Annotated in this window: 22 protein-coding genes and 1 pseudogene; 12 read left to right on the top strand and 11 right to left on the bottom strand. The window is 70.5% G+C overall.

From position 1 onward, the window contains the following. The first annotated feature begins 80 nt into the window (after positions 1-80). A complete protein-coding gene (locus tag ACFQ46_RS13830) occupies positions 81-398 on the top strand; it encodes a hypothetical protein (RefSeq protein ID WP_380259994.1) in 318 nt (105 codons plus the stop codon). A gap of 152 nt (positions 399-550) precedes the next feature. Here ACFQ46_RS13830 and ACFQ46_RS13825 read toward each other — a convergent pair whose 3' ends face one another. Then, positions 551-913, bottom strand: coding sequence for a hypothetical protein (locus ACFQ46_RS13825; RefSeq protein ID WP_380259993.1), 363 nt, complete (start codon positions 911-913; stop codon positions 551-553). A gap of 267 nt (positions 914-1180) precedes the next feature. Here ACFQ46_RS13825 and ACFQ46_RS13820 point away from each other — a divergent pair, with 267 nt between their 5' ends. Both ACFQ46_RS13820 and ACFQ46_RS13815 read left to right on the top strand, forming a co-directional pair. Beyond that, on the top strand, positions 1181-1969 hold the full coding sequence (locus ACFQ46_RS13820) for a hypothetical protein (RefSeq protein WP_380259992.1): 789 nt from the start codon (positions 1181-1183) through the stop codon (positions 1967-1969). A gap of 336 nt (positions 1970-2305) precedes the next feature. Then, positions 2306-3040: a hypothetical protein gene (locus ACFQ46_RS13815; RefSeq protein WP_380259991.1), complete on the top strand. Its 735-nt coding sequence runs from the start codon at positions 2306-2308 to the stop codon at positions 3038-3040. A gap of 59 nt (positions 3041-3099) precedes the next feature. Here ACFQ46_RS13815 and ACFQ46_RS13810 read toward each other — a convergent pair whose 3' ends face one another. Next, a complete protein-coding gene (locus ACFQ46_RS13810) occupies positions 3100-3693 on the bottom strand; it encodes a hypothetical protein (RefSeq protein WP_380259990.1) in 594 nt (197 codons plus the stop codon). Between the two features lie 1336 nt (positions 3694-5029). Between ACFQ46_RS13810 and ACFQ46_RS13805 the strand changes: the two genes are divergently transcribed. Beyond that, entirely contained in the window at positions 5030-5524 is a 495-nt protein-coding gene (locus ACFQ46_RS13805; protein WP_380260001.1) for a DUF5063 domain-containing protein, read from the top strand. Between the two features lie 122 nt (positions 5525-5646). Here ACFQ46_RS13805 and ACFQ46_RS13800 read toward each other — a convergent pair whose 3' ends face one another. Beyond that, positions 5647-6072 (bottom strand): pentapeptide repeat-containing protein, encoded by a 426-nt coding sequence (locus ACFQ46_RS13800; RefSeq protein WP_380259989.1) that lies wholly within the window; start codon positions 6070-6072, stop codon positions 5647-5649. Positions 6073-6194: 122 nt separating this feature from the next. Here ACFQ46_RS13800 and ACFQ46_RS13795 point away from each other — a divergent pair, with 122 nt between their 5' ends. The 3 genes and pseudogenes from ACFQ46_RS13795 to ACFQ46_RS13785 all read left to right on the top strand — a co-directional run bounded on the left by ACFQ46_RS13795 (position 6195) and on the right by ACFQ46_RS13785 (position 8574). Beyond that, positions 6195-6878, top strand: coding sequence for a hypothetical protein (locus ACFQ46_RS13795; RefSeq protein ID WP_380259988.1), 684 nt, complete (start codon positions 6195-6197; stop codon positions 6876-6878). A gap of 601 nt (positions 6879-7479) precedes the next feature. After that, a pseudogene (locus ACFQ46_RS13790) lies at positions 7480-8078 on the top strand (PP2C family protein-serine/threonine phosphatase). A 199-nt stretch (positions 8079-8277) separates the two neighbouring features. Then, on the top strand, positions 8278-8574 hold the full coding sequence (locus ACFQ46_RS13785) for a hypothetical protein (RefSeq protein WP_380259987.1): 297 nt from the start codon (positions 8278-8280) through the stop codon (positions 8572-8574). A gap of 76 nt (positions 8575-8650) precedes the next feature. Here ACFQ46_RS13785 and ACFQ46_RS13780 read toward each other — a convergent pair whose 3' ends face one another. The 3 genes from ACFQ46_RS13780 to ACFQ46_RS13770 form a co-directional block, all read right to left on the bottom strand. Next, a complete protein-coding gene (locus ACFQ46_RS13780) occupies positions 8651-9673 on the bottom strand; it encodes an NAD-dependent epimerase/dehydratase family protein (protein ID WP_380259986.1) in 1023 nt (340 codons plus the stop codon). A 227-nt stretch (positions 9674-9900) separates the two neighbouring features. Beyond that, complete coding sequence (mnmA, locus tag ACFQ46_RS13775; RefSeq protein WP_380259985.1) at positions 9901-10983, bottom strand: tRNA 2-thiouridine(34) synthase MnmA; 1083 nt, start codon at positions 10981-10983, stop codon at positions 9901-9903. Further along, a complete protein-coding gene (locus tag ACFQ46_RS13770; protein ID WP_380259984.1) occupies positions 10983-12227 on the bottom strand; it encodes a cysteine desulfurase family protein in 1245 nt (414 codons plus the stop codon). The genes mnmA and ACFQ46_RS13770 overlap by 1 nt, the downstream gene beginning before the upstream one ends. Before the next feature lie 33 nt (positions 12228-12260). On the opposite strand from ACFQ46_RS13770, the gene glgX reads away from it, so the two are divergent. Further along, positions 12261-14441, top strand: a complete 2181-nt coding sequence (glgX, locus tag ACFQ46_RS13765) for a glycogen debranching protein GlgX (RefSeq protein ID WP_380259983.1) — start codon at positions 12261-12263, stop codon at positions 14439-14441. Continuing rightward, positions 14438-15160 (top strand): alpha/beta fold hydrolase, encoded by a 723-nt coding sequence (locus tag ACFQ46_RS13760; RefSeq protein WP_380259982.1) that lies wholly within the window; start codon positions 14438-14440, stop codon positions 15158-15160. The genes glgX and ACFQ46_RS13760 overlap by 4 nt, the downstream gene beginning before the upstream one ends. Here the strand turns inward: ACFQ46_RS13760 and ACFQ46_RS13755 are convergent. Genes ACFQ46_RS13755 through ACFQ46_RS13740 form a run of 4 tightly spaced genes read right to left on the bottom strand, consistent with a single transcriptional unit; the run spans position 15102 to position 18876 of the window. Then, entirely contained in the window at positions 15102-15968 is an 867-nt protein-coding gene (locus ACFQ46_RS13755) for an ABC transporter permease (protein WP_380259981.1), read from the bottom strand. The two genes, ACFQ46_RS13760 and ACFQ46_RS13755, sit on opposite strands and share 59 nt — an antisense overlap. Next, on the bottom strand, positions 15968-16849 hold the full coding sequence (locus ACFQ46_RS13750; RefSeq protein WP_380259980.1) for an ABC transporter permease: 882 nt from the start codon (positions 16847-16849) through the stop codon (positions 15968-15970). The genes ACFQ46_RS13755 and ACFQ46_RS13750 overlap by 1 nt, the downstream gene beginning before the upstream one ends. Continuing rightward, positions 16849-17712, bottom strand: a complete 864-nt coding sequence (locus tag ACFQ46_RS13745; protein ID WP_380259979.1) for an ABC transporter ATP-binding protein — start codon at positions 17710-17712, stop codon at positions 16849-16851. Before ACFQ46_RS13745 ends, ACFQ46_RS13750 begins: the two co-directional genes overlap by 1 nt. Before the next feature lie 60 nt (positions 17713-17772). Beyond that, entirely contained in the window at positions 17773-18876 is a 1104-nt protein-coding gene (locus ACFQ46_RS13740; protein WP_380259978.1) for an ABC transporter substrate-binding protein, read from the bottom strand. A gap of 386 nt (positions 18877-19262) precedes the next feature. Here ACFQ46_RS13740 and ACFQ46_RS13735 point away from each other — a divergent pair, with 386 nt between their 5' ends. Further along, entirely contained in the window at positions 19263-20663 is a 1401-nt protein-coding gene (locus ACFQ46_RS13735; protein ID WP_380260000.1) for an NtaA/DmoA family FMN-dependent monooxygenase, read from the top strand. On the opposite strand, the gene ACFQ46_RS13730 is transcribed toward ACFQ46_RS13735, so the two are convergent. Continuing rightward, on the bottom strand, positions 20636-21220 hold the full coding sequence (locus ACFQ46_RS13730; RefSeq protein ID WP_380259977.1) for a TetR/AcrR family transcriptional regulator: 585 nt from the start codon (positions 21218-21220) through the stop codon (positions 20636-20638). The two genes, ACFQ46_RS13735 and ACFQ46_RS13730, sit on opposite strands and share 28 nt — an antisense overlap. A 32-nt stretch (positions 21221-21252) precedes the next feature. Between ACFQ46_RS13730 and add (ACFQ46_RS13725) the strand changes: the two genes are divergently transcribed. Then, positions 21253-22230, top strand: coding sequence for an adenosine deaminase (add, locus tag ACFQ46_RS13725; RefSeq protein ID WP_380259976.1), 978 nt, complete (start codon positions 21253-21255; stop codon positions 22228-22230). Further along, positions 22227-23258 carry an adenosine deaminase gene (gene add / locus ACFQ46_RS13720; protein WP_380259975.1) on the top strand — a complete coding sequence of 344 codons (1032 nt, stop codon included), beginning with the start codon at positions 22227-22229 and terminating at the stop codon, positions 23256-23258. The genes add (ACFQ46_RS13725) and add (ACFQ46_RS13720) overlap by 4 nt, the downstream gene beginning before the upstream one ends. The last annotated feature ends 57 nt before the right edge of the window (positions 23259-23315 follow it).

The following is a 23315-nucleotide window of genomic DNA, read 5'->3' as shown; positions in this document are numbered from 1 at the left end:
TGATGCTGCGTCGGCTGACCAGGCCGAGGCAGCACTCACTCCATATCTGAAACAGTCACTGAGTCGAAACAAGGAGCCAGATGAGCCGCGGACACATCCCCCAGCGTGACGAAGCAGGAAACGAGGACTGGGACGTCATGCGCGTCGACCTGGACTTCTACGTGCCCGACGACGTGCTGGACGACGCTCCGTCCATGCAGGGCCCCATGCCCCGGCGCTTCGCGGACTACCGCCCGCTCGAAGGACGGGACATCATCGACTTCCTCCTGGAGCACGGTGTTTCGGTCGGTGCACATGACCTGGCGACCGCTGATTCGCTGACCCACGAAGTCGACTCAGCAACCGTGCTGACTCTCTTGTCATGGGTGCGACGTGCCTCGGCGAGCAAGTCGACGTAGTACCTGGTCATCCCGCCTTCCGCGCGGTCGCCGGTGGCTGACGACGTCACGGACCTGACGAGTTCCGTACGGTCACTCCGGTGCTACGAACGTCCCCCTGGACCCTGTCGTTCAGGGAACACCGGCACGACATGGGTAGCCCTGATGCTCAGTCACATCCGGGAAACGCGGTCCACGGCGTTCTTGGCTGCCACCAAACCCAGCCGCGGGTCGTTCTCCCGCACCACCTTGATGAGAGCGATACGACCTTGAGAGGAGTCGAGGTCCAGATCTCGATCACGGGCGAGCTCGCGCAAGCGCTCGGTCGTCCACTGCGTCTCTGCAACGGCCTCCGCCGCGGCTGTCTCCTGCGTCGACTGGCCACCAACGGCGACAGCGTGACGCCGCCGACGCACCAAGAAAACCAGCGCAACGACGGCCCAGACCGCGACCAGAGTCGTGAGCGCGAACCACCACCATTCGCCGTCAAGGGCTCGACCGACGGCTAGAACGCCCGCGCAAAGCATCAGCAGCACGTAGCGAGCGAAGGCCAAGCAGTGAGACCGCAGTGACGAGAGGTGGGGACGGTGCGACACGCCGCTCAGCATCTCGGGTCGAGCGGGCCCGTTTCGACTCCCGCCAGCCACGTCACCGAATCGGCTCAGCCGCATCTCCGCTCCTACCGCCGGTGCGCGCAGCGCACGGTCATCCCCGGTGCGCACAAAATGCCCGTGCTCACATCGACAGCGATGTGCCAGCCTCTACCAACTCCCGTCGTCGACTGGAGCAGCCAGGAGGGACGCATGGACCTGCAACTGCCAGACCACCTCACCGATGACCACCGACAGCTCATCGTCGATCTCGCCGAGCGAAACCTCGCTGAACACGGTGACGGCCTGCTCGGTCTCGTCCTCTCCGGCTCTGTCGGGCGAGCCGTGGCCACTGAACACTCCGACCTCGACGTGTACGTCGTACTCACCGACGACGCTGCTCAGCACCGCTCGGCCACCCGCTCCGCCACCGTCGACGAACTTCCGCTGTCCTTGACCGAACTGGACCAAGCCCCTGCCTCCGGATCAGGAGGCTGGTGGTTCCGCTGGTCTTTCGCCTGGGTACTGACCCTGCTGGACCGCACCGGCGGGCGCATCCCCGCCGCTTTGCACCGCCAGGCCACCCTGACCCCTGAGGAGGTCGAGGCCGTCGTGATCGAGCACAGTCGCCTCGACGGCTGGCTCAACTACGCCTACCGGGCCCTGAAGTCCGATCGTGACGGGAACCGCCTGGAGTGCCGTCTGGACGGCGCGGAGTCGATGCCGTGGCTGCTCGACCTCATCTTCGCCCTCGCCGGACGGGTCCGGTCGTACCACAAGTACCTGCCGTGGGAGCTGCGTGAGCACCCGCTACCGGACTGGCCCGCAGACGTCCTGCTGCCTCTGCTGCAACGCACCCTCGACGGCGACCCCACCGCACTGCGGGACACCTTCGCCCGCGTCGAAGCCGGATGTGCCGTTTACGACGCAGCCCAGGGTCATGACCGCACGAGGGAGATCATCGATGACTGGGGCGAGGGGCTCCTGCTGTTTCAGCCCTGACCGCCAGCCCCCTAGATCGACTGGAGTTCACGGTCATCCCGCGGTGCGCGCAATCAGGCGACCGTCGACTTCACGCATCCGGCGAGATGCGGACGGTGTTCTCGCTCAGCGAGACGAACATCCACGATCCGGTCACCCGTTCGGGTGATCAAGTCCACGGCTCAAGTGCCGACCAGCAGATGCCGATAGGTCACAACGCACCGCCGCGCACGCGAGCACCAGCATCGGGGAGCAATGGACACCCACGGCCCGTTCACGTCCACCGACACCCCCGCCCGCTGGGCTATGCGGTCGCGACGCGCCCTCGGGCTTCTCGGTGTTCTCAGCGCCATCACTGTGAGCACCAGCGGGACCACCGCGTCCGGCACCGCGACGGGAGCCGTCTTCCCACTCGACCAGGTCCAGGCGGTGGTCCCCATCGACACCACCAACTGGCTGGGCCTGCCAGGCACCTCCGGATCAGCCCCCGCCGCCGAGACGGTGAGCTTGATCGGCTGTCACTCCCTCTCGACGTGGCTCGGTGCAACCCTCCCCGACCTCGTCGGCTACACCCGCACCTGCAGCTTCTACCAGCCGAGCCTGCCCTCACACCCCGGACAGACCGTGACCGTCCTACCCCCTCGCCACACCGCCAGCTCCGGCAAGACGCGACCTGAGGACAGCTTCACCGCCCAGGTCTTCTACGCACCGCCCGGCGTCGACGTCCAGACCACCCCGTTGGACCTGAGCTACCAGCGCGGTCTGCTCAACGTGTCGATCAGTGACGCCGTGACCGAGGCGGACACCCCGCAGCAGTCGCAGGCCTTCGACAACCCGATGGACGCCGTGACCATCTCGGGCACCCCGCAACAGCAGTCTCGAACCTTCGACAACCCGCTGGACTCTGTCCAGGGCGGTCACGTCAGTGGCACCCTGCACGGACGTCCCGCTTTGGTGCACCGGACCTTCGGGAACCAGATCTCGGTCGAAACCGTCCTGCCCGTCGGCCGTGATGACCTCTCCCTTCAGATGTCCAGCGAGTTGGCACCGGTGAGGGCCATCGCTGCAGCGGTGAAGGTGCTGCCGAGCTGACCCACACGCTCAGTCGTGGCGATGGCCGAGCGGTACCGCCATTCGCCACGTAGCCGCGCTCAGGTGAGAGCGACTGTGCCGTTGATCGTCACAGTGGACGGCTCGACACCGTCGCCGAAGTCCACTGGTGCACACAGCTCGAAAGTGCCCAGCTTGGGATCGACAAGGATCAGGTACCAGCCGAGCGGTTGGGCACACGACCCCCCTGTAGAGGCGCCATCGACGTCCTCCTCGCACAGGGACTTGTTGTCGGCTGGGCTGACGACTCGGATGGGGCCTGCTGAGGAATCGAGGGTCTCGGACGTGATCGCCAACGGGCGAATGGGCATGAAGCTGCCCTCGGCGGAGCGGAAGCCAACACTCAGCGACGTCGCATCGCAGGCTCGGATAGTGCGCTGCAGGGTCGTGGCGGTTGGGGCGTGCTCGGGCCTGTCCTCCCACGACAGTGCTGGCACCCGGCCTTCTCCGGCTGGGACCTCTGCAGTGACCGTGACGATGTAGTCGACGCTGGAAACCGCGCTGCACGTGCTGGTCGAAGACGCCGCGCCAGCGGTGGAGGCAACGGCCAGGCCTTCACTGGAGGCGACTGGGCTGGCACTACAAGCCGACAGCGCGAGAGCCAGAACAGTGAGGCGTACCGACTTTCTGATCATGGTGGGCTTTCCTGCCGGTCTCAGAGACAGCATCCGAGCTGCTCGCTCAGAGCGTGATCCAGGCCTGGACCAGTTCGAGTAGCGGCAGCACCAGGGCCGACCGGTCTTTCAGTCATCCCGCGTTGAGTGCGCGGTCCGGCCCACCCGCCGACAAATCGAGAGTCCCGAACCACGACGAGTGACTGGCCATGGACTCAAGAATTCGTGGGTGGCCCACCTCGGCTGGAGGTGACCAGGTCGAGTCCGGGTAACGCACTGATGGCCCGCCTCTCATCGCTACTTGGATGTTGCGGTGTTGCTGTGTCCTAACGGGTCCGTATCTGCCACGCTGCGCTCAGCGTCTCCCTTCGGTGCTGCCGCAGGCAGCCGGGAGTCGGGCGGAGGTGGTCTTCGTGTCGATCGTGCTCTTGGCCGTGACAGTCATCCCCCTGCTCGTCCTAGGCCTGATTGTCTTGGCGGTGGTGTTGGCCGTTGTCCGCGTCGCCCGCCGCAACGGGCACCCGGACCAGCCTGGTGCTCGTGATCGTCGCTTGCACGCCTCCCAACACCGCAGCACCTCCTTCTGGGGTGGAGGCTCGAGCGGCAGTAGCGGTGATAGTGGTGGCTGGTTCGGCGGTGGTGACAGCGGCAGCAACTGCAGTGACAGCGGCGGCGGCTGGGGCGGTGACAGCGGCGGCGGCAGCTGCGGTGATGGCGGGGGTGGAGGCGGAAGCTGATCACCCGCAGCCGTGGTGGCCGCGAAGTGACGAGCCGGTTGTGAGCGCAAGGCACCGCTCAGCCACCATCCGCGGCGGCCGGCGACGTCTCGGTCATCCCGCGGTACGCGCGGTCCTCCCGCCCTCTGCATGACTGAGGAATGCGGCATCTGGGTGCCATGCTGGTCAACGACAGCAGGCTCACTCCCAACCCATGGGAACGTCAGGCCGTGTCTGACCCCACAGCGAGTCGTCGCCCGTTGATGCCCTTGTGGTTGTGGCTCACCCTCGCGGTCCTCATCTACGCGCTCAGCCTCGCCATCATCGCCGCGATCGGTGACTCGCTCGGTTGGCCTCACTGGGTCCACACCGTCACCCGCGGCGGAGCCTTTGCTCTCTGGTACTTCATCGTCTCCCCGCGGGTCAGTCGATCGTGGAAGTCGTTCCAAGAACGGCGGCACAGCCGAAGGCAGCCATGACGCCCGGCCCGTCGTACTGCCGAAGAAGACGCACGGTCATCCCGCAGTGCGCGCGAAGCGCACGGTCATCCCGCGTTGTGCGTGATCGCCAGAGGGCAGCGACGCTGGGTCTTGGTGAGAAGCGGATGGCCGCGAAGCTGATGCCACCATGCAACCGTGGACATGCAAGAGGCCGCTGAGGCCTACTGCTCTCTGATCGAGGACAGTGAGGCAGGTGATGAGGTCACCTTCGCCTCCCAGCTGCTGATTGCTCTCAGCGATGCTGTCGCTGCGGCCGTCCGCCTTCCAGACGTCGAGCCCACCGATGCCGAGTCGCCTGTGGCCATCACCCCCGAGGAGTGGCGCGCCTGCTACCAACGCATAGGCCAGCTGACCGGACCGTGGGCCGGGTACTACTGGGAGGCGTTCTATCCCTTCGCTCTTCAAGAAGCAGATGCGAGCGTTGGCCTCGGCGACCTCATCGACGACCTCACCGACATCTGGTGCGACCTCAAGGACGGGCTGCTGGCCCTGCGCGCAGGTCTGAGCCTCAACGACGTCCAGTGGCAGTGGCGCCAGGACTACTGGGGGCACTGGGGCCGGCATGCCGCCGGCGCCTCACGTGCGCTTCCACTGCACCTCAGCGACACGGGACATCCATCGCCACGAGAGACGTGATCGCCAGCTCCACGCGAGGTGCTGCACCGAGTGCAGAACGCACGGTCATCCCGCGTTGTGCGCGCTGTCGCAAGCAACCGACAGCGTCGCGATCTTGCTGATGTCCGTCAGGTCAGATCGCCTCAGTCCCCGGGGAGCACAGTGCCAGCATCGACCTCGACGTCAACCAGCGCACCCCGATCGAGCAGCGCCCCGCTCAACACCGTCCGACCGCTGCTGTCCCCGGTGTTCACCGCACCGAACGAGGCCCCGTACAGATCGGCATCGCGCAGGTCAGCCCCGGTCAGATCACACCCCGCGAAGCTGACACCTCGTAGCGAGGCACCCCGCAGGTTCACGCCCTTCAAGGTGCAGAGCTTCAGGAACATGCCGTCCAACGTGGCCTGCCGGAGGTCCGCCCCATCCAAGGAGCACCGCTCAAGCCACAGCAGTCGGGGGATGCTCACGGAGGTCAGATCCTGGCCGGCGAAGGAGACTCGCCGCAACTGCTGCCCGTAGAAGGCCCCAGCCAAGTCCTGCCGGTCTCCTCGGGTCATCTCGACGGTCACGACAACAGCCTGACGCACGGTCGACATCGCCTCATCAACTTCACGGTCATCCCGCCGGCCGGGCGCGCGTGTTGCCCTTCTTCCGACCCCAGGACAACCCCGCGGTGTCGCACGATGTCAGGGTGCGGACCCTCCTTCCCACGGTCAATCTCACGCCCGCCACCACCAGAAGGCTGAACCGCCTCCAGCTTGTCCAGCACTGGGGGCGGCGGGGGGCCAACATCATGTCGATGGCCCCGGTCGGGAACTGGACCACGCCCCTCGACACCACCGAAGTCGCCGCGCACCTCGGCGTGCCCCTGCCCCAGATCCCGGCCCTGGAGCATCGGGGCTGCACGACCTCGGTCCGCGGCTTCGGGGGGCAGACGGTGCTCGAGCACCCCGTGCCCCGCGCCACCGCACCGCCTCCGACCCGCGGCGCACGAGATGAGCACTCGGTACTTGTCCTGTTCGCACCGCCCGGGGTCGACCCGAGCGAGGTGGTGCTCACGCATGACCGGCCTGCCGGTGCGGGGTGGATGCGGATCACCTGGGGACGCAGCCTCGCGGAGCCGGGAGACCCCGGCGAGCACGACCCGCAGATACAGGCGTGGGAAGAATCCCGCGCCGTCTCGTGGATGACGTTGCGCGAACCGAGAATGCCGCCCGTCCACGTCCACAGGAGCTGGGAAGACCAGACGAGCGCGTCCTGGCGGGCTCTGGCTGCAGGCTCGCTGTTCCAGGTGGAACTCGTGCTGCCCTTCGCTCCCCTGCAGGCGGTGCGGGCCCTCGGCGAGGCCGCTGCTGACGCCCGGCGTGAAGCCTGACCAAGGCCAGAGCGAAGACCGCGCGGAGCTCGCAGCCGCACGTCATGGGTACGTGTGAAAGCTGCGGGCGACGTCACGGTCATCCCGCGTTGTGAGCGCTGTTGCCGGCGACCGCGACGTCGCGGTCTTGTCGATGTCCGGATGCAAGCCAAGGACTGCGTCCATCCGCCGCGCGGAGGACTGGTCGTAGGCGCCGAGTGCAGTAGGAAGTCGTCATGACCATGATCTTGATGAGTGACGACTACCTCACCGACGACCAACGCACCTGGCAGCCTGGAGATTTTGACGAGGCTCTGACTCAGTGACCGACTATCCGAAAGGTCGACGTCTGGGAAGGCCAGCTCTTGTACTGGGCCGCAGTCGGTGCACGATGGGATTGGCACTCCGTCTCCACGGCCGCGCGGGCCTTCCCCCTGCACGGATTGAGCTGCGGCAACCCGAAGTGCTAGCGGTCATCTTCGGTTCGCCGACGTCCGCTCCCGGACACATTCAACGGTAGAGCTTGGTCGGCGGGGACTGGTACGACGCGTTCATCGCCGCTGACGGAGCCACCAGTCTCGTCATCGGTGACGTCACCGGTCACGACCGCTTCGCCGCCGCCATGGGCCAACTGCGCAGCCTCCTGCGCGGCATCGGCTACGCCATGGGCGACCCGCCCGCCGCGATCCTGACCACGCTGGACCACGCCGCCCACGACCTGGGCGTCGACACGACGGCCGCCCTGATCCTGGCCCGCATCGAGCAGACCCCCGAACAACGTCGCAGCGGCACCCGGTTGCTGCGCTGGTCCAACGCCGGCCACCCCCACCGCTGGTGATCGCCCCGGACGGAACCACCGCGTTCCTCGAGACCCGCCCGGACCTCATGCTGGGCGTGGACCCCACCACCAACCGCCACGACCACGAGGTCCTCCTGGCGCCCGGTTCCACCCTGCTGCTCTACACCGACGGGCTCGTCGAGCGCCGCAGCTCATCCCTGCCGGACGGCCTGGACTGGCTGTGCACCACCGCGGCCGTTCTCGCGCACCTGCCCGTGGACGAACTCTGCGACGCGCTGCTGGACCACATCGGTGACCAGGTCGAGGACGACGTCGCCCTCCTCGCAGTACGGGCCTACCCCGAAGACGAACCCCGCCCCGAGGAGGCAGGGCCCGGCTACGACGACCCCCGAACGGCTCCCACCGCCGGCAGCACGGACTGACCTCGCCGAGAGACCTGTTCGACGCAGCAGGACAGCGGTCAGGTGTCGCCCGGCGGGCTCCTCGTCGGAGCAGGCCCGCGGGAGCAGGGCGTCGACGTCCCGGCGGGCAGGTGGAGCCGTGCGGAGAGATGATGACGACGTCCCACCTGGCCCGGAACCGTCAGGTGTGGTGCTGCTCCTCGTGCGCAACGAGCCGTCAGTGATCACTGACGCGCCGACCCGAGAGCACACCGTGACCGTCCACCCGCACCTCGTCCTGGCCAGCGTCGTCCCCCGGCCCGAGTGGCGCAACAGCTGCCACGACGTGCTGCGGGCCGCTCACGAGACGCTGCACCAGCGGGCTCGGCAGCAGGGCCTGGGCCTCGTCCAGGAACCGGAGGAGACCGTCGAGGTCCTCCCCGGCGACACCAGGGTCCGCATCACGCTCCGCGCGAAGGGGGTTCTCCTGGAACCCCCTGTGCCCGCTGACCGGAGTCGGACCCCGCAGCAGGACTGACGGGGTGCGCTCACCGCACACGGGCGACGACCCCTGTCGCCCTCGCGTCGTCGCGGTGACGGTGCAGCGGTGCGGGTCAGCCCGCCCACTCGGGGTCGGTGTCGTTGAGGCGCAACGCATCGGCGCTCGCGCCGGGCCCCACCACCGCCACCCCGGCCGGAGTGGCACAACGACGCAACGCCTCCCGCACCCCGGCCGCACCGCCCGGCGGCGACGGCACGAAGCTCCGGATGGTGTCCTCTGTCACGACCATGGTGTTGGTCAGGCTGTCGACCAGGTCGGCCACCAACGGGGACGGCAACGGCACGATCCACCCGATGACCCGCGCCGCCAGAGCGGTGCTGACCCCTCGGACCGGCAGCAGGAACCGTCGACGGCCACTCACCTGCGCGTAGGTGGCGACGAGGTCGCGGTAGGGCAGCGCATCAGGTCCGCCGACGTCGTACGCGCCGGCCGGCACGTCGGGCTCGGCACTGTGGCGCAGGTAGTGCACCACGTCGTCGACGGCGATCGGCTGCACCCGGTGCTTCATCCACGCCGGTACCGGGACGACCGGCAGCCGGTCCACCAGGTGACGGATCAGCTCGAAGGAGGTGGACCCCGCCCCCAGCACGATCGCCGCCCGCAACCACACCAGGTCCACCCCCGGCCCGAACTCCCGCAAGGTCTCCCCGACCACGCGACGGCTCTCCAGGTGCTCCGACAGCTCCTGCCCCGGCGGGACCAGTCCGCCGAGGTAGACGATGCGCCGAACCCCGGTGGCCGCTGCTGCGGCGGCGAAGGTGCGGGCGCCGACCAGGTCGGTCTCGGCGAAGTCACCCTCACCCAGACCGTGGACGAGGTAGTAGGCCACGTCGACCTGGCCGTGCTCGCTCAACGCGCGGCGGCAGGAGTCGGCGTCCATGACGTCCAGCTCCACGCTGGTCGCGGTCCCCGACGGGGTGGGGCCCTGGGATCCGGTGCGTCCCGGTGAGGTGTCGAAGGCCGCGAGCTTCCCCGGGTCACGGGCACCGGCGAGCACGTCGAAGCCCGCCCCCAGCAGGACGGGGACGAGGCGGGAGCCGACGTAGCCGGTGGCTCCGGTGACGAGTGCACGCACCGACGGACCGTACCCGCAGCGGCCCCCGCCGACCCCGCGCCTCACCCGGACAGCCCCCGACCGCGGGTGTTCGGTCGTGGTTCGACGCTCGGGCACTCACCGACGACTCGGAGTGCAGGTGTTCGGGCCTGGCCGACAGGGACCACGCTCAGCGGTAGCAGTCGTCCCCTCGCCCGCAGCTGCTGCGCACCGGGGTGTCACTCGGTGCGGCGTCGCGCGGGCGTGGTTCAGGCTGCGGTCGTCCCGGAGATCGTCGCGGAACCGAGCACCTGGGTCCCGCGGTAGACGGCGACCGTCTGCCCCGGCGCGACGCCGGTGAGCTGGGTCCGCAGCCGCACCTGCAGCACCTCGCCGACGAGTTCGGCGACGGCGGGCACGGGTTCGCCGTGGGCACGGACCTGGACGTGGACCTCCACCGGTCCCAGCGGTGCCTCGGTGTTCCAGATCGCGTCGACGGCCTCGAGGGCCTGGACCGCGAGCCGCTCCGCCGGGCCCACGGTGACGGTGCGGCGGACGGGTTCGATGCTCAGCACGTAGCGCGGGCGACCGTCGGCGGCGGGCTTGGAGATCCCGAGACCCTTGCGCTGGCCGACGGTGTAGCCGTAGGTGCCGGAGTGGGTCGCGAGCACCTCCCCGGACTCGTCGACGATCTCGCCGGGCACCTCACCGAGGCGGTCGGCGAGGAAACCCCGGGTGTCGCCGTCGGGGATGAAGCAGATGTCGTGGCTGTCGGGCTTGTTCGCCACGGGCAGCCCGCGTCGCGTCGCCTCGGCCCGGACCTCGGCCTTCGTCGGGGCGTCGCCGAGGGGGAACATCGCGTGCGCGACCTGGTCGGCGTCCAGGACGGCGAGCACGTAGGACTGGTCCTTGGCCGCGTCCGCGGCGCGGTGCAGCTGCGCCCGGCCGTCGGCCCCGGTGACGATCTGCGCGTAGTGGCCGGTGGCGACGGCGTCGAAGCCCAGGGCGATCCCCTTGTCGAGCAGGGCCGCGAACTTGATCCGCTCGTTGCAGCGCACGCACGGGTTCGGGGTCCGGCCCGCCGCGTACTCGGCGACGAAGTCCTCCACCACGTCCTCCACGAAGTCGTCGGAGAGGTCCCAGACGTAGAACGGGATGCCGAGCAGGTCCGCGGCGCGGCGCGCGTCGAGGGAGTCCTCGATCGTGCAGCACCCGCGGGAGCCCGTCCGCAGGGTCCCGGGGTTGCGGTTCAGCGCCATGTGCACGCCGACGACCTCGTGCCCGGCGTCGACGGCCCGGGCGGCGGCGACCGCCGAGTCGACCCCACCGCTCATCGCGGCCAGCACACGCATCAGGACACTCCCCCGGTCGATCCCATGGCCAGTTCCTTCGTCGTGCGCGGTCGTCGCCGCGCCCGGGCCGTGCGCGACCCCGTCGCCCGCCGGGCCCGTTCGACCGCCGGCCCGATCGCGGCGAGCGCCGCGTCGACGTCGGCGTCGGTGGAGTTCCAGCCCAGCGAGAACCGCAGGGCGCCGGCCGCCTCGGTCGCGCTCAGGCCCATCGCGAGCAGGACGTGGCTGGGTTGCGGGACACCCGCCTGGCAGGCCGACCCGGTCGAGCACTCGACCCCGGCGGCGTCGAGGAGGTAGGTGAGGGAGTCCCCCTCGCAGCCGTCGAAGGTCACGTGGGCGTTGCCGGGCAGCCGGTCGGGAGCGGCGGCTCCCCGCAGGGTGGCGCCGGGGACCTCCAGCAGGCCGGTGACCAGCCGGTCGCGCAGGGCCGAGAGCCGGGCGCCCTCGGCCGGCAGGCCCGCGGTCGCCGCGGTGAGCGCAGCCGCGGTCGCCCGGGCCCCCGCCGCGTCCAGGGTGCCCGAACGGACACCCAGCTCCTGCCCGCCGCCGTGGACGAGGGGGACGAGGGTGGTGCCGCGCTTGACCAGCAGCGCCCCGCTGCCGACGGGGCCACCGAACTTGTGGGCCGAGAGGGAGAGCAGGTCCGCACCGGAGGCGGCGAAGTCGAGCGGGAGGTGCCCCACGGCCTGGACGGCGTCGGTGTGCAGCGGGACCCCCGCCGCGTGGGCGAGCTCCGCGGCCTGCGCGACGGGCTGGACGGTGCCGACCTCGTTGTTCGCCCACATCAGCGAGACGAGGGCCACGTCGTCACCCCCGCCGTCGGCGAGGGCGGCGGCCAGGGCGTCGAGGTCGGTGCGCCCGCTCGCGTCGACGGGCAGCCAGGTCACCTCGGCCCCTTCGTGGGCCTGCAGCCACTCGACGCAGTCGAGGACGGCGTGGTGCTCCGTGGCGCTGAGCAGCATCCGCCGCCGGGCCGGGTCGAGGGCGCGACGGGCGCGCAGCAGTCCCTGCAGGGCGAGGTTGTCGCTCTCGGTGCCCCCGGAGGTCCAGACGACCTCCCCCGGGCGGGCGCCGAGCGCGCTCGCCAGCGCCTCGCGGCTCTCCTCCACCGCCACCCGGGCGCGACGGCCCGCGGAGTGCAGCGAGGACGGGTTGCCGGCGCCGAGGCGGGACTCACCGACGAACGCCTCGAGCGCCTCCGGGCGCAGAGCCGTTGTCGAGGCGTGGTCCAGGTACGCGCTCACACCCGACAGTCTAAGGACTGGCAGACTGCGCCGGTGCCTGTCCCGACCCACCGAGAGCCCACCGCAGCGTCGTCGCCCGGTCGCGGCGCGCCGACCCGCGCGCACCCGCTGGGGGTCACGCTCACCGGTGACGGGGCGGACGTCGCGGTGCTGGCGGCCCACGCCGACGGGGTCGAGGTGTGCCTCTTCGACGACGCGGGACGCGAGACCCGCACGGCCCTGCCCGACGTCGAGCTCGGCGTGTGGCACGGTCACGTCCCCGGTCTCGTCGCCGGCACCCGCTACGGCCTGCGCGTGCACGGCCGCTGGGACCCCGAGCGCGGGCTGCGGCACAACCCGGCCAAGCTGCTGCTCGACCCCTACGCCCGGGGCGTGGAGGGCGAGGTCGCCCTCACCCCCGAGATCTTCGGGCACACCGTCGGTGAGGACCTCGAGGGCGAGGACCTCGCGGTCGCCGACCCCCGCGACAGCGCTCCGCACGTCCCCCGCGGGGTGGTGCTCGCGCCGATGCCCGAGGCGCTGCGGGTGCTCGAGGGCGAACGACCGCGCACCCCGTGGTCCGACACCGTCCTCTACGAGGCGCACGTGCGCGGGTTGACCCAGCGGTTCCCGGAGGTGCCCGAGGCCGAGCGCGGGACGTACGCGGCGCTCGCGCACCCCGCGGTCCTGGCCCACCTGAACTCCCTCGGCGTCACGGCCCTGGAACTGCTGCCGGTGCACGCGAGCACCTCCGAGATCGCCCTGCGCCGGCGCGGGCTGTCGAACTACTGGGGGTACAACACCCTCGGGTTCAACGCCCCGCACGCCGGGTACGCGAGCGCGGCGGCCCGGGACGCCGGGGCCGACGCCGTGCGCGAGGAGTTCCGGCGCGCCGTGATGGCCCTGCACGAGAACGGGATCGAGGTCATCCTCGACGTCGTCTACAACCACACCTGCGAGGAGGGGCCGGACGGCCCGCACCTCTCGCTGCGCGGTCTGGACGACTCGACGTACTACCTGCGCGACGCCGGCGGCCGCCCCTTCGACGTGACCGGGTGCGGCAACTCCCTCGACTTCGCCGAGCACCGCGTCGTGCAGTTCGCGCTGGACTCGTTGCGGCACTGGGTGACCGAGTACGGCGTCGACGGGTTCCGGTTCGACCTCATGACGACCCTGGCGCGCGGGCGGGACGGGTACTCCCCCGACCACCCGTTCCTGGTCGCCCTCGGCGCCGACCCGGTGCTGGCCGGCACGAAGCTCATCGCCGAACCGTGGGACGTCGGGCCCTACGGCTGGCGCACCGGCCAGTTCCCGGCCCCCGTCCACGAGTGGAACGACCGGTTCCGCGACGGCATCCGCCGGTTCTGGCTCACCGACGCCCGCGAGATCTCCTGGGGCCACCCGGCCCCCGTCGCCGGGGGCCGGGGCCTGCCGGAGCTCGCGACCCGCTTCGCCGGTTCCGCCGACACCTTCGACGTCGCGCGCGGCCGGCTCACGAGCGTGAACTTCGTGACCGCCCACGACGGGTTCACCCTCGCCGACCTCACCGCCTACGACCGCAAGCACAACGAGGCCAACGGCGAGGGCAACCGCGACGGCAGCGACTCCGACACCAGCTACAACCACGGCGTCGAGGGCGACACGAGCGACGCGGCGGTCCTGGAGCTGCGCCGACGCGCCATCCGCAACGTGTTCGCGACCCTGGTGCTCTCCACCGGGGTCCCGATGATCACCGCGGGTGACGAGTTCGGGCGCAGCCAGGGCGGCAACAACAACGCCTACTGCCAGGACGACGAGACGTCGTGGATCGACTGGGAGCTCGAGGGCTGGCAGCGTGAACTGCTCGGTGACGTCCGCGAACTCCTGGCCCTGCGCCGGCGCTACCCGGTGCTGCGCGAGGCCGGGGTGCGGCGCGGGTCGCCGATCCGCGACCAGCGCAGCGACCTGATGTGGTTCGCCGAGGACGGCACGCCCATGAGCGGCGAGAACTGGCACGAGGCGGACCGGCGGATCCTGCAGGTCCTGGTCGACGGCCGCGACCGCGGTCAGGCCTCGGTCCTCGTCGTCGTGAACGGTGGACCGCGTCAGCGTGACGTCGTGCTGCCGAGGGTCGAGGGGTTGCCGACGTTCCAGCCCCGCTGGTCCAGCACCGCCGACCGCCGCCACCGGGCCACCCCGGCCGGTCGCTCGTTGCGGCTGGCGCCGTGGTCGGTGCGGGTCCTCGCCACCGCGTGAACCCGCTGGTCCTCCTCCCGGGCCTCGGCTGCGACACCTCGCAGTTCCGGTTCCTGGCCGGGGCGTTCTCCGGCGGGTTCGACGTGCGGGCGCTCGAACTCCCGGGCCACCACGGTGCGCCTGCGGTGGCGGGCCGGGCGTCCCTGGACGCCGTGGCCGAGGAGGTGGCGACACGGGTCCCGGCGGGTTCCGTGCTCGTGGGTCACAGCACCGGCGGGATCGTCGGCCTGGTGATCGCCGCGCGGCACCCCTCGCTCGTCGAGCGGCTGGTGCTGCTGGACTCCAACGTGCCCGTCACCCCGGAGGCGTTGGCGCGCAAGGTCGCCCGCGCGGGCGACGTGCGGGGACCGTCGTGGCGCACCGTGCTCGAGGAGTCGATGCGCTCCTCGTGGGGACCCCGCCGGCCGCAACTGCGCGAGGAGGTCGTGGCCGGGATCCTCGCCACCCCGGAGGCCGCGCTGCGCCCGTTGTGGTTCGACGTGCTCACCCTCGACCCGCGACCGCTCCTGGCCGCGCTGCGGGTCCCGGCGCTCCACGTGCGCTCCAGCCGCGACGTCGACGCCGCGGCCCTGCACGCCCTGAACCCGGGGGTGGGTTCGGTCGACCTGCGCGAACTCTCCCCCGGGCACTGGCCGCACCTCACCGAACCCGACGCGGTGGTCAGCGCCGTCCGGCGTTGGGTCCCCACTTGGCCAGCACCAGCGTCTCCACGATGCTGACGACGGTGTAGAGCAGGATCGAGGTGAACGTCACGACGACGACGATCGACCAGAGCTTGTTGTACTGGACGTTGGCGTTGGCGCGGAAGATCTCCGATCCCAACCCGGTCCCGCTGAACAGCCACTCGTAGAGCATCGCGCCGATGACCGCACCGGGCACCGAGATCCGGATCGCGGCGAACAGGTTGGGCAGCGCGGTCGGTACGGCGACCAGGCGCAGTGCCGTCCACTTCGTCCCGCCGTTGACCCGGATCACGTCGATCGCCTGCGGGGAGGCCGAACGCAGACCGATGGCCGCGTTGACCAGGACGGGGAAGAACACGACGACGCCGCCGATGGTCGCCGCGCGCAGCAGTTCGGAGTGGAAGGTCATCCCGATGATCGGGGCCATCGCGACGAGCGGGACCGAGCGCAGCATCATGGCCAGCGGCATGAAGACGAACTCGAGCGGGCGGATCACGGTGAACAGCGACGCGACGACGATCGCGCCGACGACCCCGGCCACGAAACCCGTGACCGAGTCGGTGAGCGTGACCTTCAGCCAGCCCCACATGTCGCTGCGGTTGGCGGCGGCCTTGTCGTCGGCGAACAGCCACTGGTAGACGTCGAGCGGGCGTTTGCCGACGAACTCGTCGATGGCGAGGATGCGCAGCAGGGCGTACCAGGCGATGACGAGGACGACCGCGGAGATCACCAGCGTGAGCACGGAGATCCCGATGCGCCTGCCCACGGCGGAGGCGACGGAGGCGTTGCTGCGGTTCTCGTGCACTTCGGTGCCCGCGGGTGCACCCGTGGTCGTGGTGGCCATCAGAGACCCGCCTTCCGTTCACCGGTCGAGGACCAGGGCGTGAGGAGCTTCGCGACGAGGCCGATGACGACGTAGGCGAGGCCCGCGATGAGGCCGCAGAGGATCGCCAGGCCCCAGATCTGCGCGTACCTGAGGTTGGTCTGCGCCGCGATGATCATGATGCCGATGCCGGAGTCCACCCCACCGAGGTACTCACCGAGCACCGCGCCGAGGAAGGAGGCCGGGGCGGCGAGCTTGAGGGCACCGAAGACGTTGGGCAGCGCGGCGATGAGGCGCACCTTCACCAGCGCCGTCCACGTCGACCCGCCGTAGGCGTGCACCACGTCGAGGGCGGTGCGGTCGGCGGCGCGCAACCCGAGCAGGCAGCCGACGACGGAGGTGAAGATGACGCTGATCGCGGCGAGGAAGATCGAGGCCGTCCGCGCTCCCGGGTCGGAGACGATGAGAACGATGGGCCCGATCGCCGTCAGCGGGATGCAGTAGGAGATGACCGCGACCTGGTTCGCCGCCCCCTCCAACGGCGGGATGAGCAGCACGATCACCGCGATGGCGATGGCGGCGAGGTTCCCCCACAGCCAGCCCTGCGCCGCCGAGGACGTCGTGACCGAGAGGTTGTTCCAGTAGGTCTGGAACCCGGTGTCGCCGAACTGGCGCAGCACGCCCCAGGGCGTGGGGACGATGCCGTTGCTGCCGAAGAAGATCGAGCTGACCAGGCTCCAGACCGCCAGCACCGAGACGACGCCGATGACGCCGCCGACCCACGGCGGCATCTCCTTCCCGGCGACGACGCGCCTGCTGCGGGGGGCCGTGGCGCCGGCGAGACCGGTGACCGAGGCCTCGACCTCGGCCTGCGAACGCGGGGCGACGACGTTCTCCGACATCAGTGCTCGTCCCCGCTGCCGCCGCCGAAGAGGATCTCGGAGAGCCGGTCGTGGTAGGCGTGGAACTCCGGGGTGCGCATCATCTCCGGCGTGCGCGGGCGCGGCAGGTCGATCTCGACGACCTCCACGACCCGGCCGGGGCGCGGGCTCATGACGGCGACGACGTCGGAGAGGAAGATCGCCTCGGAGATCCCGTGCGTCACCATGAGGGTCGTCGCGGGCTTCTCGGTCCAGATGCGCAGGAGTTCGACGTTGAGGCGCTGGCGGGTCATGTCGTCCAGCGCCCCGAAGGGCTCGTCGAGCAGCATCACCGTGGGCTGCACGACGAGGCAACGGGCGATGGAGACGCGCTGGCGCATGCCGCCGGAGAGCTGGGCCGGCTTGGCCTTCTCGAACCCCTTCAGCCCGACGAGGCCGATGAGGTCGTCGACGAGGCCCTTCGACGGGTTGACCCCGGCGACCTCGAGGGGCAGCCGGATGTTCTGGGCGACCGTGCGCCAGGGCAGCAACGCGGAGTCCTGGAACGCGACGCCCAGCTCGTGGGCGCGCTGCAGCTCCCGCGTCGTCATGCCGTTGACCAGCGCCTCCCCTCCCGAAGGGGTCTCGAGCCCCGCGAGGATGCGCAGGATGGTCGACTTCCCGCAGCCGGAGGGCCCGAGCAGCGAGAGGAACGCGTTCTTGCGCGTCCCCAGGTTCGTCTGCTCCAGCGCCAGGACGCTCTTGCGGCCCAGGTCGAAGCGTTTGGTCAGGCCCTGGAGGTTGAAACCCGTCGCCGCCTCGGGGTGGCCCTTCGGATCGGTCGTGGCCGAGAGCGTTCCCGCGGCGCCGGTGGTGACGGACAGGGACGGGGTGTCGTACGACACGGTCTGGCCTTTCTCGAGGACGGCGACGGGGTACCGCGCAGGGGTGACTCAGCCGGTGGCTCAGCCGGTGATGAGGTCCGGGTTCTCCTGGTAGACCTCTTCCAGCAGGGAGAGGTCGAAGAGGTCCTCCGCCGTGATCTTGGTGCCCATGACCTCGAGCGCCTGGATGTTCTCGTCGATGAGCGCCTGGGTCATCGTGAAGAGCCCCTTGGCCTTGGTGTCCTCGGACACGATGAGCGCCGCCTGCGCGGTCGCCTCCTGGGTCTGCTCGGCCAGGTCGAGGTCCTGGTCCTTGCCGTAGGTGTTCACCGCGAGGGCGGCGCTGGCGGCGGCGTCGGCGACCGCGTCGTTCCAGCCCTGGATCTCGGCCTTGAGGAAGGCCTTGAGCAGGTCGCGGTCCTTGTCGATCGTGGCCTGAAGGACGGTGAAGGTCTCGGAGACGACGGGGAGGCCGTTGTCGGCGAAGCCCAGCGTGACCGGGGTGAGCTTGCGGCCGGCGAGCAGGATCGGCTCGTTGGTCAGGTAGGCCATGAACGCGTCGACCTCGCCGGTCTCCACGACGGATGGGTCGTACTGCACGGGGACGATGGTGAAGGTGGACTTGTCGATGTCGTTGGCCTTGCAGAAGCCGTCGAAGATCGTCTCGTTGCCGCCGGTCTGGATCCCGACCTTCTTGCCGGCGAGGTCGGCGATGGTCGCGACCGGGGTCTTCTCCTTCACCGACACCAGGCAGAACGGGTTCTTCTGGAAGGTCGCACCGATGATCTTCAGCGGCGCGTCCTCGTTCGCGATGGCCGGGCCGGTCAGCGTCGGCGACGACAGACCGACGAGGGCCTTCTTGGAGAGGACCATCGCCTCGGCCGCGGTCCCCGAGCTGCCACCGGCGAGCAGGTTGACCTTGGAGAAGCCTGCCGCGGTGTAGTAGCCCTTGCTGTCGGCCATGTACTCGCCCGCGAACTCGATGTTCTTGATCCAGGACAGCTGGACCGAGATCTCGCCGAAACCGTCGGAGGAACCGCCGCTGCTCGAACCGGTGGTGGACCCGGCGTCGTCGTTGCCGCAGGCGGCGAGGCCGGTGATCCCGGCGACGGCGAGCGCGCCGAGGCCGGTGCCGCGGAGGAAGGTGCGACGGTCGCCGACGAGACGCGGACGGGATTCGTTCATGAGCTGCTCCACGGGTGCTTGGGTGTCCTGCGAGTCCGGGACGGATCGGTGCGGACAGACGAGGCCGGCTGACGTTCGGCTCTGATCCGGTACTGAAGCACCTGCGCGCTGCGGGGCTGTCACGTCCGCGTGAACGGGGGGTTACGTGGCGGCTCATCGTGTGACAACCGTGTTACGGGGACTCCGGGGTGGGCCGAGCGGGGGACGAGTGGTGACGGATCCGTCACAGTCCCCCACGGGGAGACACCGTCGGGCTCGGCCACGCCCGCCCCCTGCCCCCGGACGCACCCCGGACGCACCTCGCACGAGCTTTACACGCCCGAAACACGGGTGTGCTGTCATCTGAACCAGTCGGTTCAACGAGAGGGGTCACACCAGTGCGCACGATGCACCTGGGAGTTTTCGAGGTCGCGGGGCCGCAGGTCGGTGGCACGCTGAGCTGGTCGCACCCGTACAGCGATTCCGTGCACCACCGGGAACTGCAGCACTGGATCGACGTGGCCCAGCTCCTCGAGGCCGCGGGTTTCGACTTCCTGTTCTTCGCCGACGGCTACGGCTACCCCACCGTGGGCGGTGACCTGCCGGCCGTGGCCGCCGCCGGCGGCCTCAACTTCAGCGGGATCGACCCCATGATGATCATCCCGACCCTGGCCCACCACACCTCCACGCTGGGTTTCGTGCTGACCTCCTCGACCGGCGTGGACCACCCGGTGGCGACGGCGCGGCGCTTCGCGACCCTCGACCACCTGACGAACGGCCGCATCGGCTGGAACATCGTGACCGGCGCCTCCCAGGACACGATCGCCCAGTTGTTCGGGCACACCGAGATGGTCGCGCACGACACCCGCTACGAGATGGCCCAGGAGTACGTCGACCTCACCCTGCAGTTGTGGGAAGGCTGCTGGGAGGACGCGGCCCTGGTGCAGGACAAGGAGTCCGGCGTCTTCGCCGACCGCGACAAGCTGCACCGCGTGGAGCACGTCGGCAAGCACTTCCGCTCCTCGGGGTTCTTCACCGTCGCGCCCTCCGTGCAGCGCACCCCCGTCCTCTTCCAGGCCGGCAGCTCCGACCGCGGTCGCGAGTTCGCCGCGGGGCAGGCCGAGTGCGTCTTCCTGCAGGGCACCACGTTGCCGCACGCCGCCGCCAACGTCGCCGACATCCGCGCCCGCGCGGCGGCGGCCGGCCGCGACCCGCAGTCGGTCAAGGTGCTCGTCGGCGCGACCGTGACCGTCGCCGCCACCCACGACGAGGCGATCGCGCGGCGGGCCGAGTTCGAGGACATGCAGACCGACGAGGTCGCCGCCGTGATCTACGCCGGCAACACCGGGATCGACCTGTCCGCCCTCGACCCCGACCGCCCGCTCAGCCAGATCCACGAGAGCAGCGACGGCCGCATCGGTCAGATGGGGCAGAGCAACATCGACCGGTTCAAGCGGGCCGACGGGACCTGGCCCCTGGTGCGCGAGGTCCTCGAGGAACTGCGGGGTCGCGGGACCCGCGGCTTCACGGTCGTCGGCGACCCGATCGAGGTGGCCGACCGGCTCGAGGAGATCATGGACGTCACCGGCGTCGACGGGTTCCTGCTCGAGGCGATCTTCTCCCCCTCCGACCACCGCCTGTTCTGCGAACTCGTCGTACCGGAACTCCGGCGCCGCGGGCGCCTGCTCGCCGAGGAGGACCGCCCGGCGGGTTCCGGGTCCCTGCGCGAACGCATCGGGGGTTCCTCGCCGCGGTTGAGCGCCGACCACCCGGGCGCGCGCTACGTGCCGGAACCCACCGCGGTCTGAGCGCCGGTGCGGGCGCAGAACGCCTCGAGCGCCTGCGCCTGCACCGCGTCCACCCCGGCGTGGTCGGCGGTGATGATCAGCGTCATCTGCAGCCCGCGCCACAACGCGATGAGTTCGGTGGCGCGGGCCCGGGCGAGCGCGGGCGCCAGCCCCTCCCGCTCCAACCGCGCCACCGCGGGTCGCTGCCAGGACCCGATGTCCCCCAGCAGCTCCGCGTACCCGGGCTGCTGGGAGGCCTGGCCGAACACCTCGAAGAACAACCGCAGGAACGCCAGGTTGGCCGGGTCGGCGATCTGGTCCCAGACGTGCTGGAGGTCGCCCCGCAGATCGCTCTCACCGTTCTCCAGGGCGACCCACGCGTTCTCGAAGGAGGGGAACGCGTCGCGGCCGACGGCCTGCAGCGCCTCCCCGATCAACTGCTCCTTGCTGCCGAAGTAGTACAACAGCATCCGGTGGTTGGAACCCACGGACCGGGCCAGCCCGCGCAACGTCAGCGATGTGACACCGTGGGCCAGGACGTGTTCCGCCACCAGCCGCAGCAACCGGTCCCGTTCCATCCCGACAGGGTAACCACCCACCAGGAGACACCATGCGCGATCTCGCGACGCTGCCCAAGGCGCACCTGCACATCCACCTCGAGGGCGCGATGCGTCCCTCCACCCTCGCCGAGTTCGCGGCGGAGGCCGGCGAGGCCGCTCCCCCCACCCGGGGTTTCACCTCGTTCCCGCAGTTCGTCGAGCACTACGACGGCGCGGTCGCGTTCATCCGCACCCGCGCGCAGCTCGCCCGGGTGGTCCGCGAGGTCGTCGAGGACGCCGCGCTCGCGGGCGCGGTCTGGATCGAGGCCCAGGCGAACCCGATGTTCTACGTCCCGCGGTTCGGGACGCCCGAGGAGGTCCTGACCTTCATGCTCGAGGTCGGGCAGACCGAGGCCACCCGGCTCGGCATCGGTTTCGGTCTGATGGCCGTCGCCATCCGCAGCCTCCCCACGAGCGAGGCCGAGACCCTCGCCGTCCTGGCCGCCGAGTTCGCCGGACGCGGTGTCGTCTCCTTCGGGCTCGCCGCCGACGAGGCCCTCTGGCCGCCGGCCCCCTTCGAGCGGGCCTTCGACATCGCCCGCGAGGCCGGCCTGAAGTCGGCCCCGCACGCCGGGGAACTGCTCGGTCCGGAGAGCATCGTCGGCGCCCTCGACAAGCTCGGGGCGCAGCGCATCCAGCACGGCGTCCGCGCCGTCGAGGACCCGGAGCTGGTCCGCCGGCTCGCGGCCGAGGGCATCGTCCTCGACGTCTGCCCGACCTCCAACGTCGAACTGTGGGTCGTCCCGGAGATCGGCGCGCACCCGCTCCCCGCCCTCCTGGAGGCCGGCGTCCGCTGCTCGCTCAACGGCGACGACCCGCTGCTCTTCGGCCCCGGCCTGCTCGAGGAGTACGAGACCGCCCGCACCGAGCTGAAGCTCACCGACGCGGAGCTCGCCGGCGTCGCCAAGGCCTCGCTCGAGGGATCCGCCGCCCCGGCCGACTTCGTCGCCACCCAGGTCGCGGCCGTCGACGCGTGGCTCGCGGGGTGAGCGCGTCGACCCCGGAGTTCCTGCGCTCGCTGCCCAAGACGGAGCTGCACTGCCACTTCGCCTCCACCATCCGCCCGGAGCGGCTGCTGCGGTGGGCCCGCGAACGCGGGGTGCCGCTGCCCAGCGACGATCCGGCGGAACTGGCCCGCTACACCGGTCTGCAGGACTTCCTCGTCCTGTTCAACGCGGCGCACGCGGTCTTCCGCTCCGGCGAGGACGTGGCCCTCGTCGCGTACGAGGGCGTCCGGGCGGCGGTCGCCACGACGAACCTGCGCTACCGCGAGTACTCCGTGAACCCGCACAACTTCGCCGAGCTGGGCCTGCCGTGGCCGGTCGTGCTCGCCGGGCTGGTGGAGGGCCTGACCCGCGCCGAGGAGGAGTTCGGCGTCGGTTTCGGGATCGTGCCGGCGCTGAACCGTTCCCTCGACCTCGCGGCCGCGCACGCCACCCTCGACGTCGTCCTCGCGAACCCGCACCCCGCGGTCGTGGGGTTCGGTCAGGACGACCTCGCCGCCGACGGGTACGAGTCACCGCTGACGTGGGAACCCGTCTACGCCCGGGCCCGCGCGGCGGGGTTGCGCCTCACCGCCCACGTCGGCGAGATCGCCACCTCGACCGCCGCGTCGGTGGTGGAGGCCGTCGAGGTGCTGCACCTGGACCGCGTCGACCACGGGTACCACGTCGTCGACGACCCGGCCGTCGTGGAGCGCGCCCGGGCCGCCGGGGTGCACTTCTGCTGCACGCCGAAGTCGGCGCACCTGCTCTCCGGCTGGGCCTTCGACGCGCAGCACCCCGTCGCCCGCATGATCGAGGCCGGGTTGTCGGTGAACCTCTCCACCGACGACGAGGTGTTCTTCGCCACGAGCCTGCAGGCCGAGTTCGAGCACGTCGGCCTCGACCTCGGTTTCGGGGACGACGTGGTCGAACAGCTGGCCCTGAACGGGGTGGCGGCGTCGTTCGCTCCTGAGGACGTCAAGGCACGACTCCGCGCGGAGATCCGCGCCCTGCGCGGTGGCCCACCGGGGTGAGGTGACGTCACCCGCGAAACTCCCGAGGTGGGATCGTGGGAACCTGCCGCCCGGACG

Source organism: Kineococcus sp. GCM10028916 (assembly GCF_042674865.1).
In the GTDB taxonomy this organism is placed as follows: Bacteria; Actinomycetota; Actinomycetes; order Actinomycetales; family Kineococcaceae; genus Kineococcus.
The sequence above is the reverse complement of the archived record's forward strand: the minus strand, read 5'-3'. Positions and strand labels throughout refer to the sequence as shown.